The organism is Pseudomonas sp. Y24-6 (assembly GCF_020295325.1).
Taxonomy (GTDB): Bacteria; Pseudomonadota; Gammaproteobacteria; order Pseudomonadales; family Pseudomonadaceae; genus Aquipseudomonas; species Aquipseudomonas gregormendelii.
In genome coordinates this window covers 99,587-111,518 of sequence record NZ_JACBXG010000003.1, presented here as the reverse complement: position 1 = coordinate 111,518, position 11,932 = coordinate 99,587, and the positions used below count along the sequence as shown (strand labels likewise).

General features: G+C 59.0%; 14 protein-coding genes. 7 read left to right on the top strand and 7 right to left on the bottom strand.

The window, feature by feature from the left end; genetic code table 11:
- Positions 1-16: 16 nt before the first annotated feature.
- Together HYI44_RS29280 and ptrR are read right to left on the bottom strand one after the other, a co-directional pair.
- On the bottom strand, positions 17-145 hold the full coding sequence (locus HYI44_RS29280; RefSeq protein WP_263868316.1) for a PA1414 family protein: 129 nt from the start codon (positions 143-145) through the stop codon (positions 17-19).
- A 139-nt stretch (positions 146-284) separates the two neighbouring features.
- The gene (ptrR, locus tag HYI44_RS06905; RefSeq protein WP_122837891.1) at positions 285-1,178 is read right to left on the bottom strand and encodes a putrescine utilization regulator PtrR; all 894 of its coding nucleotides are present in this window, start codon (positions 1,176-1,178) and stop codon (positions 285-287) included.
- Positions 1,179-1,279: 101 nt separating this feature from the next.
- On the opposite strand from ptrR, the gene HYI44_RS06900 reads away from it, so the two are divergent.
- Positions 1,280-2,461, top strand: coding sequence for an MFS transporter (locus HYI44_RS06900; protein ID WP_225569044.1), 1,182 nt, complete (start codon positions 1,280-1,282; stop codon positions 2,459-2,461).
- Between the two features lie 4 nt (positions 2,462-2,465).
- On the opposite strand, the gene HYI44_RS06895 is transcribed toward HYI44_RS06900, so the two are convergent.
- Both HYI44_RS06895 and HYI44_RS06890 read right to left on the bottom strand, forming a co-directional pair.
- A complete protein-coding gene (locus HYI44_RS06895) occupies positions 2,466-2,858 on the bottom strand; it encodes a DUF2177 family protein (protein WP_122837889.1) in 393 nt (130 codons plus the stop codon).
- A gap of 43 nt (positions 2,859-2,901) precedes the next feature.
- Entirely contained in the window at positions 2,902-3,738 is an 837-nt protein-coding gene (locus tag HYI44_RS06890) for a S1 RNA-binding domain-containing protein (protein ID WP_045058693.1), read from the bottom strand.
- 352 nt (positions 3,739-4,090) lie between these two features.
- Here HYI44_RS06890 and HYI44_RS06885 point away from each other — a divergent pair, with 352 nt between their 5' ends.
- From HYI44_RS06885 to HYI44_RS06875, 3 genes are all read left to right on the top strand, one after another.
- A complete protein-coding gene (locus tag HYI44_RS06885) occupies positions 4,091-4,279 on the top strand; it encodes a hypothetical protein (RefSeq protein WP_177328536.1) in 189 nt (62 codons plus the stop codon).
- Positions 4,280-4,483: 204 nt separating this feature from the next.
- On the top strand, positions 4,484-5,200 hold the full coding sequence (locus HYI44_RS06880; RefSeq protein WP_122837888.1) for a TorF family putative porin: 717 nt from the start codon (positions 4,484-4,486) through the stop codon (positions 5,198-5,200).
- 99 nt (positions 5,201-5,299) lie between these two features.
- Positions 5,300-6,169: a DUF6279 family lipoprotein gene (locus HYI44_RS06875; RefSeq protein WP_225569043.1), complete on the top strand. Its 870-nt coding sequence runs from the start codon at positions 5,300-5,302 to the stop codon at positions 6,167-6,169.
- A gap of 148 nt (positions 6,170-6,317) precedes the next feature.
- Here the strand turns inward: HYI44_RS06875 and HYI44_RS06870 are convergent, their stop codons facing one another.
- Positions 6,318-6,707 carry a transcriptional regulator gene (locus tag HYI44_RS06870; RefSeq protein ID WP_122837886.1) on the bottom strand — a complete coding sequence of 130 codons (390 nt, stop codon included), beginning with the start codon at positions 6,705-6,707 and terminating at the stop codon, positions 6,318-6,320.
- Between the two features lie 177 nt (positions 6,708-6,884).
- On the opposite strand from HYI44_RS06870, the gene HYI44_RS06865 reads away from it, so the two are divergent.
- Both HYI44_RS06865 and HYI44_RS06860 read left to right on the top strand, forming a co-directional pair.
- Positions 6,885-7,616 carry a DUF899 domain-containing protein gene (locus HYI44_RS06865; protein WP_122837885.1) on the top strand — a complete coding sequence of 244 codons (732 nt, stop codon included), beginning with the start codon at positions 6,885-6,887 and terminating at the stop codon, positions 7,614-7,616.
- Positions 7,617-7,702: 86 nt separating this feature from the next.
- Positions 7,703-7,978 carry a hypothetical protein gene (locus HYI44_RS06860; RefSeq protein ID WP_122837884.1) on the top strand — a complete coding sequence of 92 codons (276 nt, stop codon included), beginning with the start codon at positions 7,703-7,705 and terminating at the stop codon, positions 7,976-7,978.
- A gap of 56 nt (positions 7,979-8,034) precedes the next feature.
- Here HYI44_RS06860 and HYI44_RS06855 read toward each other — a convergent pair whose 3' ends face one another.
- The gene (locus HYI44_RS06855) at positions 8,035-9,381 is read right to left on the bottom strand and encodes a DEAD/DEAH box helicase (RefSeq protein ID WP_225569042.1); all 1,347 of its coding nucleotides are present in this window, start codon (positions 9,379-9,381) and stop codon (positions 8,035-8,037) included.
- Positions 9,382-9,573: 192 nt separating this feature from the next.
- Here HYI44_RS06855 and HYI44_RS06850 point away from each other — a divergent pair, with 192 nt between their 5' ends.
- The gene (locus HYI44_RS06850; protein ID WP_122837883.1) at positions 9,574-10,872 is read left to right on the top strand and encodes a mechanosensitive ion channel family protein; all 1,299 of its coding nucleotides are present in this window, start codon (positions 9,574-9,576) and stop codon (positions 10,870-10,872) included.
- Positions 10,873-10,935: 63 nt separating this feature from the next.
- On the opposite strand, the gene HYI44_RS06845 is transcribed toward HYI44_RS06850, so the two are convergent.
- Positions 10,936-11,802 carry a carboxylate/amino acid/amine transporter gene (locus tag HYI44_RS06845; protein ID WP_122837882.1) on the bottom strand — a complete coding sequence of 289 codons (867 nt, stop codon included), beginning with the start codon at positions 11,800-11,802 and terminating at the stop codon, positions 10,936-10,938.
- Positions 11,803-11,932: the final 130 nt, after the last annotated feature.

Here is an 11,932-nt window from a genome sequence, read left to right as displayed (position 1 = left end):
GCGCCTGCAACCACGATTAACGGTGGCGCGGCTGGCGTCGGCGCTGTTCGTCGTCTGTACGGATAGGCACAGGTTGCAGAGGCGGTTCGATCAAACCGAGTGCGACACCCAGGTCGTGCAGCCAGTTTTGGATTTTCTCTTTCATGGTGCCCCCTTCAGGGTAGTGCCGAGCGACCGGAATTCTGAAGTCGCTTCGCACTGATAATAGTCCGAAGTACTACGCAATGCTCGGCAAAAGAAACAATGATCTGTTACTGAATTGATCTAAATCCCGCACGCATAGTTCAAGCAATCGCTTGCACCGCCGTCGAAAGCCCCGGGTAGACCGCCTGCTGCTGTTCTATCCATGCATTCAGATTGGCCCCGACCATGCCCTTGCGCCACATCAGCCAGGTGGTTGCACTGGCAAACGGTTCGGCCAGCGGGTGCACGGCCACACTTTCGCGCCCTGGCAAGCTGGCGAGCATGGATTCCGACATCAGCGCCACACCCGAGCCTGCGATCACACAGGCGAGCATGCCCGGGTAACTCTCAATCTCCATGGCCCGCCCCATGGCTGCATGATCATGGGCGAACCAGGCCTCCAGACGCATGCGGTAGGAACACCCCTGGCGGAACGTGAACACCGAACGCCCCTGCACATCCAGCGCGCTGCGCACCGGCGGATGGTCAGCTTCGCTGATCAGCACCAGTCGTTCGTCGCACAGCGGCAAGCCGTCGAGGCCGGCCAGTTCGAGCGGTCCGTCGACCAAAGCCGCATCCAGCCGACCGGTCAACAGTCCTTCCAGCAGCTCGCCGCTGGGGCCGGACTGCACCTGCAGGTTCACCGCCGGGTAACTGCGGTGATAACGCGCCAGCAGCGCCGGAAGGTGAATGGCCGCCGTGCTGTACATGGTACCGAGCACAAAGTCGCCCGCCGGCTGCCCACCTTGCACGGCCGCCTGCGCCTCGTCGTGCAGGCTGAACAGCTTGCCGGTGTAGTCCAGCAGCACTTTTCCTGCAGGCGACAGCTGCAAACGCTGACGTTCGCGCAGGAAAAGCTCTACACCGAGTTGCTCTTCCAGTTGCTTGAGCCGGGTCGACAGGTTTGACGGCACCCGATGCAAACGCTCCGCAGCGCGGGTAATGGAACCCTCCTCGGCGACTGCCTGGAAGATGCGCAGTTGACTGAATTCCACGCCATTCTCCAAAAATGAACAAGTTACTCACTATTATTCATTTTTAAAGAAAGTCAATCAGTCCTAGCCTGACGGTCATTGATCTTCAGCAGGAGTCCACCATGACCCCCTTGATTCGTTTGTCTGCCAGCTTTATCGCCTTGATGATGGCCATGGGCATCGGCCGCTTCGCCCTGACACCTCAACTCCCGCACCTGCTCAGCGAAGGCCAGATCGACCTGACGGCGGCGGGTTTGATCGCTGCAGCAAATTATCTGGGTTATTTCGTCGGCGCCGTGGACGCGATGTTTTCCCGCAGGCCTGCGCAGGTCCGCAGCCGGCTGCAAGGTGGGCTGTGGCTCTGTGTCCTGCTGACCCTGGCGTCGTTCTGGGCCCACGGTTTCTGGTCGCATCTGCTGCTGCGCTTTGGTACCGGTGTGGCCAGCGCCTGGGTGCTGGTGATGATCACCGCCTTGAGTCAGCCCCTGGCCGTCGCGGCCGGTCGTCCACGTCTGGGTGCCCTGGTATTTGCCGGACCGGGCCTGGGCATTTTCCTGACCGGGATGCTGGCGCTGGGCTCGAACCTGCTGGGGCAGACCTCGGCCACATTGTGGCTGGTATATGCCGCAGTCGGGCTGGTGATGTTGCTGGGGATCCTGCCATTCCTACCTAGGCCAGCCGCACCAGCGGCTAGCGCACCCGTCGACGCAGGCACCGCACAACGCGGCATCGGCCGTCTGGGCCTGGTCTATGGTTTGTACGGTTTGGGCTACATCATTCCCGCCACCTTCCTCTCACAGATGGCCAGCGCGCAATTTCAGGGCCAATGGCAGGCCGATTTGTTCTGGCCATGCTTCGGCCTGGCCGCTGCATCCGGTGTGGTGCTGGTGAGTTTGCGCCGACACAATCCGAACGCCACCCGGCACTGGCTGATGGCGACCTTGTGGCTGCAGGCCGCGGGCGTCTTTGCCTGCCTGCTGGGCAGCGGCACGGGCCTGGCGTTGGGTGTGCTGTTGTGCGGCGGACCGTTCCTGGCCTGCATGCAACTGGTGATGCAACGCTCGCGGGAACTGGCACCCCACGCCACTCAGCGCAACGCGGGGTTGCTGACCGCGTGCTTCGCTATAGGTCAGCTCGCAGGTCCGCTGCTGGCTGCGGCAAGCAGCCATTACAGCGGCAGTTTGCAGCCTGGGTTGATCGTTGCCGGCAGCGGCTTGCTGATCGCGGGTGCGCTGTCGGGCAGCGCCGACAATGCTGCACGGAGGATGAGCGCGGGCGACCGCACAACCATCGTCCAACGTTGAAGGGTCACAGCGCCTTGCGGGCAGCCCAGTAACCAACGGTGCAGGCGACGCAAGTGGCAAAGGCGCCCCAGGCCATGTCCATGAATACCAACTGGGCCGACCAGCCTTTCAGCGTCGCCCAGTTGCTCAGGTCATATGTGCCATACGCCACCAGGCCCAACAAGGCGCCCATGCACGCTGCGCGCTGCCAACTGGTGGCTGGCAACACCACGAACATCACGCAACCGAAGACATACAAAAGATAGAAAACCGCTGCCGGACCCAGCAGCGGTTTGTCGAGCATCAGCGAGCCAAGCAGTGCCTTGTACTTCGACGCCATCAACACGCCGAGCCAAAGGCCATCCAGGACCAGAAACGCCAGCAAGGTGCCCGCGTACGCAAATAACTCTTTTTTCATGGTCGTCCATCCCCCTGTTGATAAGCATGGGGCTGGTCGGCCATCAGCTTAGTTCAATACGATCTGCGTGAATGACGATCTGGCCGTTCTTGTACAACGCGCCGATCGCCTTCTTGAAGTTGCCTTTGCTGACGCCGAACATGCTGCTGATCAGGGTCGGATCGCTTTTGTCGCTGATCGGCAAGGTACCGTTGTTGTCGCGCAACTTGGCAAGGATCTTCGAGTTCAGGCTGGTGGCCGCTTCTTCGCCAACCGGCTGCAGGCTCAGGCTGATCTTGCCGTCGGGACGAACCTCCTTGATGAAGCCCTTCTCTTCCTTGCCGGCGCGCATGAACTTAAAGATTTCGTTCTTGTGAATCAAGCCCCAGTGCTTGTTGTTGATGATTGCCTTGAAACCCATATCGGTCGCTTCGGCTACCAGCAAGTCCACTTCCTGGCCGGCGGTGTAGCTGGCCGGGGTCTTGTCCAGGTAGCGATCCAGCCGTGCAGTAGCGGTGATACGACGCGTGTGCTTGTCGAGGTACACGTGCACCACGACATATTCGCCGGCGGTCATCTGGCGTTTTTCTTCGGAGTACGGCAGCAGCAGGTCTTTAGGCAGGCCCCAATCGAGAAATACGCCGATGCTGTTGACTTCAACAACTTTCAAACTGGCGAATTCACCGACTTGAACTTTCGGCGTTTCGGTAGTTGCGATGAGTTTGTCATCGCTGTCCAGATAAATGAAAACGTTAAGCCAATCTTCGTCTTCGCTGGGAATATCTTTGGGGATATAACGATTCGGCAGCAGGATTTCGCCATCCGCGCCACCGTCCAGATATAAACCGAAGTTAGTGTGTTTAACCACTTGCAAACTGTTGTAACGCCCGATTAAAGCCATGTCCAATACCCTCATTGCGTGGGCGGCATTCTACCCGGTTTTGCGGTCAGCGTTCTGCGCCCGGCCCGGTGGCGCCGCAAAATTAGCTCAAAAGCTTGATTTTCATGGGTTTGGCTCACCGGCAACCAGCCGCTCGTCCGACGAACCGACCCAGCTTCAGCGCCCATCGCCTGCACAAAAAACGTTTTCTCATCCACACGTCTTTAGATAAAACAGCAGCTTAGGGCGACCGAAAGATTATTAATCCGGTTTAAATCCCACCGCCGCCAGGATTAAATCGGGGAGATATTTCCCGAGCAATTGTCAAGTATTTCCTGTATTATTCATGGCCAAGTTAATTTTCTATAGGTTAATGGCCGCCATGCGTCAAAAAGCATCCAACAGCAAAGCAAAGCCAGCTCCAGCCGTTGAAACCAGCGAATCGATCAACAACCAGATCGCTGCATTCCTCAAGTCCGGCGGCGAGATCCAGCAAATTGCCAAAGGCGTCAGCGGTCAGACGTTCGGCCCGTCCAAGCAGATCACGCTGGGCAAAAAGTAATAGCGGCATCAACTGGTCCTTAGGCGCTTTGAGCTTCGAAGCGCTTGGACTGAACCCTCTCGAAATACCCGCACAAACTCCCAATTCTCAAAAATCGACGAACGGCCTTCAGCGCCGGGCATTCGCCGGTATCCTTGCACACGTCTAGATCAAGCGTTTCAGCAGCTTTCAGGTTTCTGCTTCGCGCTGTTCATGGAGTGACGCATGTTCAAGCCCCCACTCATATTGCTCGGCACCCTGCTGTCGTGTTCGCTAGCCCATGCGCAGATCTTCCAGCGCGAGTTGGGCGACTTCGACCTGAAACTTGGCACCTCGCCCTCCCGCAGCATGGCCCAGGGCCTGGTCAAACCGGCCGCCGTCGGCTCATTCCATGGCGGCCTTGACCTGAGCCACGACAGCGGGTTCTACGTCGGCCAATGGTCACCCAGCATGGGCCTGAGTCCAGGTAACAACCTGGAAGTCGATTCATACATGGGCTTCAAGCAGCCCTTCGACCAGACGCTCGGTTACGAGGTCGGGATGATTCACTACAGCTACCCGAAAGTGGACACCCTCGACAGCCAGGAGCTGTTTGGCGGCCTGACATTTCTGGGCAGCCGCTTCGGCGCCGCGTTCAGTAACGACCCCGACAAGCAAAACAGCACCGTGTTTGCCGATCTTGGCGGCAACAAGCCGTTTGGAATTGGGGTCAGCATGAAGTACACCAGCCACCAGCTGAACGCGCCGGTCTCGGTCGACGGCGGCTATATCGGCAGCTTTACCGACTGGTCAGTGCAGCTTTCCCGCCCCTTCATGGGCATCGACCTGAACCTGATCTACAGCGATTCCAACCTCAGCGGCAATGATTGCTCCGCCTATTCCGGACACAACAGCCAGTGCGACGGGCTGGTAACCCTCAAGGCCGAGCGCAGCTTCTACTGAGCGGCCGGGTGCTGTGCGCCGATGATATGAACTGCAAGGCTGATCCTGCGATCACATAAGAATCTCCTCAAATAGCCAGGCTCTTGCAAGGACTCGCCCATGTCGCGCTGGTTTAAATGTCTCGCCGTCATCCTCACCCTAAGCCTGGCCCTCGGCGCGTGCAGCCGCGTCGGCCTGGCCTATCGCAACCTCGACGTGATCATTCCCTGGACGCTCAGCGACTACCTGGACATGAATGGCGAGCAGAAAGGCTGGTTCAACGAACGCCTCAAGGAACACCTGAGCTGGCACTGCACGACACAACTGCCAGGGTATCTGGACTGGCTGGATCGCCTGCAGACCATGGTCGAAAACAATCAGGTAACCGACGAAGCGCTGCAAGCCCGGACCCGGGAAGCCAAGGAAGCCATCGCGCAGACTGCCCGGGAAATCACCCCCTCAGCCATCGTGCTGTTGCAGGGGTTGGACGACAAGCAAGTGGCGGAGATGAATGAAGCCTTTGCCAAAGATCAGCGCAAGCGTCAGGACGAATACCTCAAGCCATCCCTGGACCAACAGATCAAGGACCGCACACGGCGCATGGAGAAACGCCTGGATGATTGGCTCGGGCCGTTGAGTTCGACCCAGAAGCAACGTGTAGTGGCCTGGTCTGCGGCTCTGGGTGACCAGAACACCCAATGGATCGCCAACCGGGCCCACTGGCAGAAGCAATTCAGCGCGGCCGTGGCGCAGCGCCAGAGTCCGGAGTTTGCGCAACGCATCGAGACGTTGCTGGTGAACAGGGAGAGCTTGTGGACGCCGGCTTATCGCCAGGCCTTCGCTGCAACCGAAGCACAGGCTCGATCGCTGTTTGTGGATTTGATGGCCGAAAGCACGCCGGCTCAGCGCGAGCGGTTGCTGAAGAAGATCGAGGGAGTGAGAAAAGACTTCAACGATTTGAAATGCCTGAAAGCGGCGCAGCAAAATTGAATAAAGACCCGTTCAGATTCCACAATTGCATGTGGGAGCGAGCCTGCTCGCGATAGCGTCATCCCATCCAACATCAATGTTGAATGCTGTACCGCATCGCGAGCAGGCCCGCTCCCACAGATTTGAGCCGCACGGGCATCGCGGGCCTTCAGGCAATCTGAGCTTTCGACGCGACCGTATCGAACGTGACCTCATCCAGCGCATCTTCCTGCTCGTCCAGCACCTGACGCGGGTGGTCATTGCCCGGAATGCTGCTGTCGATCAGGCTCAACAAACTCGAGCCTCGCGCCGTCAAGATGTAGTTGGACCCCGAGCCACCCTGCTCTTCTGGCCGAGGTTCGATGTAACCGCGCTCCAGCAATAGCTTTTCGTACTCTCCTGCCACGGCTTTAAGGTGATCAAGGTTTTCGGGTTCCCCGCCCTCTGCCGCCTTCGCCGCCGCATACTTTTCTGCATAAGCACGTGGCGCGAAGCTTGTGTCATCGCTCTGCACTTCATGCAGCAAACATTCAATCAAATCCCAGTTATAAGTCGTCATCCTGATTCAACCTCCAAGCCAGAGAGTGAGATGGCCTTCATAGAGTGTGACCTGCACCGATCCCAGCCGTTCAGCCTGGATTTTCAGCGGCACTGACCGGCGGTATGTCGAATTGGGCGAAGGCCGTACGACTAGTGGGTGTGAGCTACCTCGACGCTGACTGTAGGAGAAACCACCATGAACGTTCAAAACCATCCGGTCGTGAGCCGCGAAGAATGGCTCGCCGCGCGCCGGCAACACCTGGCCCAAGAAAAAGCCTTTACCCGCGAGCGCGACAAACTCAGCGCCGAACGCCGCGCCTTGCCATGGGTGAAAATCGATAAGGACTACCACTTCCAGGGCCCAGGCGGCGAACTGAAACTGGCCGACCTGTTTGGCGGCCGCAGCCAGCTGATCATCTACCACTTCATGTTTGCCGAGGGTTGGGACGAAGGTTGCCCTGGGTGCTCCTTCCTGAGCGATCACATCGACGGTGCCAACCTGCACCTGGCCCATCATGACGTCTCTGTGGTTGCGGTCTCCCACGCGCCTTATGCCCGATTCCAGGACTTCCGGCAACGCATGGGCTGGAAGTTTGACTGGGTGTCATCTGAAGGTTGCGACTTTAACTACGACTTTGGCGTCTGCGCGCGGGCTGAGGATATTGCCGCCGGAAAAGCCACCTACAACTACGAAAAATCTGACGGTACAGAAGAAGAACTGCCTGGCCTCAGCGTCTTTTATCGCAACGAAGCCGGGGATATTTTTCACACCTACTCCACCTATGCCCGGGGCCTCGACCTGTTGGTTGGGGCATACAACTACCTGGACCTCACGCCCAAGGGCCGTAATGAGGAAGAAATCATGGAGTGGGTGCGGCACCACGACCGCTATGAGGAGCAAGCACCGGCAAGCTGCTGCCATCGTTGAACGTAGGGGGCGCTGTGTTTCTGAACTTTTTGCGTACCAAAACGCTCAACCCGTTATACCGCCCTCACCGGAAACGAGGCTGCCCCATGAAGACATTGCTGAAAATCACCCTTGCCGCCACGCTTGCCTGCGCCCTCCCCGCCTGGGCCTGCACGCCTGAAGAAGCCACCGCCAAACGCGAGCAGCTGGCCAAGGAAGTGACCCGGCTGACCGAGCAGAACCCGGCCAAGGCCAAGGAAATCAACGCCGAGTTGCAGAAGATGGACCTGGGCACTGCCAGTGCCGATTTGCCGGATAAATGCCAGCTGATTGACCAGCGGCTCAAAGAGCTGAATTCAGCAGAGAAAAAAGCTGAAAGCTAAAAGCCATAAAAAAACCCGGACACTAATCCGGGTTTTTCTTGTTGCGCTGGAACCACTTACTCAGCGGCCGGCGCTTCCGGCTTGCGGCGCTTGAGCGGCGCCATGCCGTCCTTGCTCACCAGCGACAGGGCGTCGGTCTTCGGGCGGTTGGCGATCTTGCGCTTGGTCGGGGCCTTGGCGCCGGTCTTCTTCTTGTCGCCCTTGGCGTCGACCTTTTTCTTCTTCACGCCAACAGCCTTGCCCGAAGCCTTGACCTTCTTCGGTCCGCCGTAGGTGCCTTTGACTTCCTTGATGGTACGGCGCTCGAAGCTCTGCTTGAGGTAGCGCTCGACGCTCGACATCAGGTTCCAGTCGCCGTGGCAGATCAGCGAGATCGCCAGGCCATCGTTACCGGCACGCCCAGTACGACCTATACGGTGCACGTATTCGTCGCCGCTGCGGGGCATGTCGAAGTTGATCACCAGGTCCAGGCCGTCGACATCCAGGCCGCGAGCGGCCACGTCGGTGGCAACCAGGATCTTCACGCCGCCCTGCTTCAAGCGGTCGATGGCCAGTTTGCGGTCTTTCTGGTCCTTGTCGCCGTGCAACACGAACGCTTTGTAGTCTTGCGCCACCAGGCGGCCGTAGATGCGGTCAGCCATGGCGCGGGTGTTGGTGAACACGATGGCCTTCTGGTAGGTCTCGTTGGCCAGCAGCCAGTTGACGATCTGTTCTTTGTGCTGGTTGTGGTCAGCGGTGATGATCTGCTGACGGGTGGTCGCGTTCAGGTCGCTGACGTTGTTGAGCTGCAGGTGCTCAGGGTTGTTCAGCACCGCGGCGACCATCTCGCGCAGGCCCGAACCACCGGTGGTCGCGGAGAACAGCATGGTCTGCTGGCGGTTGGTGCACTCCTTCACCAGACGCTGGACGTCCTCGGCAAAGCCCATGTCGAGCATACGGTCGGCTTCGTCGAGCACCAGCACTTCGACTTCTTTCAAGTCGAGGTTGCCGGCGTTGAGTTGCTCGATCATCCGGCCCGGCGTACCGATCAGGATGTCCGGCACCTTGCGCAACATGGCGGCCTGGACCTTGAAGTCCTCACCGCCTGTGATCAGGCCGGACTTGATGAACGTGAACTGGGAAAAGCGCTCGACTTCCTTGATGGTCTGCTGGGCCAGCTCGCGGGTCGGCAGCAGGATCAGGGTCTTGATGCTGACGCGGACTTTAGCCGGGCCGATCAGACGGTTGAGGATCGGCAAAACGAAAGCAGCGGTTTTGCCGCTACCGGTTTGCGCAGTCACCCGCAGGTCACGCCCTTGGAGCGCCAGCGGAATAGCCGCTGCTTGCACAGGCGTTGGCTCGACAAATTTTAGCTCGGCCACGGCTTTGAGCAGGCGTTCGTGCAGGGCGAATTGGGAAAACACGGGTGCTACCTCGAAGAAATACAAAAAAACAGCTGCATAGGTTACCGGTTTCGGGCGCCGAGGCCGAGTTTCTTTATACAAACGGCGCTAATCAGTGGCTTTTTGTTGCCTTGTTTGTCTCCAGTCGCAATATAAAGCGTCTTAAATGCTCTAATCGACCCGTCGCGTCTTACAGAAGAACCGTTTTAGCTTATGGATATCAAACAGCTCTGGCTCAACGTCCAAGACCTCTGGGGTGCGCTCGATCAGCACCCGCTCCTGCACTCCAGCCTGGCGCTGGTGGTGTTGCTGGTGGTTGCCCTGGTCCTCGGACGAGTGGCGCGCTACCTGATCCTGCACGCCGCCAAACTGCTCGGGCGTCAGCCCGCCATGCACTGGATGAATGACCTGCGGCACAACAAGGTCTTCCATCGCCTGGCCCAGATGACGCCGTCGCTGGTCATCCAGTTCGGCCTGCACCTGGTGCCCGAGCTGAGCAAGACCAGCCTGGTCTTCCTTGGCAACGTCGCACTGGCCTTCACCATTCTTTTCCTGCTGCTGGCCATCAGTGCCCTGCTCAGCGCCTTGCTGGACATCTATGCGCGCACCGAGCACGCCCGCACCCGGTCGATAAAAGGCTACGTGCAACTGACGAAAATGGTGCTGTACGTGTTTGGCGCCATCATCATCGTCGCCACCCTGATTGACCGTTCGCCGTTGTTGCTGCTGTCGGGTCTCGGCGCCATGTCGGCGGTGATTCTGCTGGTCTACAAGGACACCCTGCTGTCATTTGTCGCCAGCGTGCAACTGACCAGCAACGACATGCTGCGGGTGGGCGACTGGATCGAAATGCCGCAGGTGGGTGCCGATGGTGATGTGGTCGACATCACGCTGCACACGGTCAAGGTGCAGAATTTCGACAAGACCATCGTGTCGATCCCGACCTGGCGCCTGATGTCCGAGTCATTCAAGAACTGGCGCGGCATGCAGCAGTCCGGCGGAAGACGGATCAAGCGCAGCCTGTACATCGACGCCAGTGGCGTGCGCTTTCTGCGCGATGACGAGGAGTTGAAGCTGTCCCAGGTGCATCTGCTGACCGACTACATCAGTCGCAAGCAGGCTGAACTCAAGGCCTGGAACGAAGCCCAGGGCAACGTCGCGGCGATGTCGGCCAACCGGCGGCGGATGACCAACATCGGCACGTTCCGCGCCTATGCCCTGGCGTATCTGAAGAGCCACCCGGAGGTCCAGCCGAACATGACCTGCATGGTTCGCCAGATGCAAACCACTGCCCAGGGCATTCCGCTGGAGATCTACTGCTTCACCCGCACCACGGTGTGGGCTGATTATGAGCGGATCCAGGGCGATATCTTCGATTATCTGCTGGCGGTGCTGCCGGAGTTTGGCTTGAGTCTTTATCAGCAGCCCAGTGGGGGGGATTTGCGCGCGGGGTTGTTGCCGGCTGTGCTGGGCGCGAGTGCGGTTCCAGAACCGGAGAAACACGTGATGTAGGCGTTGGCGCAGCCTGCGATCTTTTGATCTTCAACATCCAAAGATCGCAGCCTTCGGCAGCTCCTACACCCGTTTCGGGTCTGGCCTGATACCCAGTCGACTGATCCACACTGCTGCCAGAATCACCATGCCGCCAAAGAGCAGCCGTCCCAGCTCTTCATGCTGGTTCCAGATCAGCAGGTTGAGCAGCAGCCCCACTGGCACGTGCAGGTTGTTCATCACCGCCAGCGTCCCGCCGTTGACCATGCACGCGCCCTTGTTCCACCAGTACAAGCCGAGCGCGGTCGAGACCAGCCCGAGGAATACCAGCACCCCCCATTGCAGCGGCGCTTCGGGCAGGAAGTCGGCTTTGCCGAACAGCAGGAACGCGGGCAGTGCCACGGCAAACCCGCCCAGGTAGAAGTAACCGAAACGCCGATAGTGCGGCAGGTCGCTGGGGTGTTTGGCGACCAGGTGTTTGTAAAGCACTTGCCCGGCGGCGTAGGTGAAGTTCGCCAACTGCAGCAGCAGGAAGCCCATGAAGAAGTCCGGGTTAATGCGGTCATAACGAATGACTGCGGCGCCAAGCACGGCTACCAGTGCAGCGACCAGGGCCCAGGGGTTGAAGCGGCGGTTCAGCGCGTCTTCGATCAAGGTCACGTGCAGTGGCGTGAGGATGGTAAACAGCAGCACTTCGGGCACGGTCAGGACCCTGAAGCTGAGGTACAGGCAGACGTAGGTGACGCCGAACTGCAGGGCGCCGATCAGTAGCATGCCGCGCATGAATGCGGGTTCAACCGAGCGCCAGCGGGTCAGGGGGATGAAGACCAGGCCGGCGAGCATTACACGTACCAGTACGGCGAAGTAGCTGTCGACGTGTCCGGCGAGGTATTCGCCGATCAGGCTGAAGGAAAACGCCTGGATCAGGGTGACGAAAAGTAGATAGCCCATGGGTCGCCTCGTTTTGAATGGCGGCGACGATAGCGGTTTTTTTCGGTTATCGCGATGTTGAGTTCGTGTGCATATCCCTTTCCGGGTGATGGATATGTATCCGAAGCAAGATCAGAAGATTGCAGCCTCG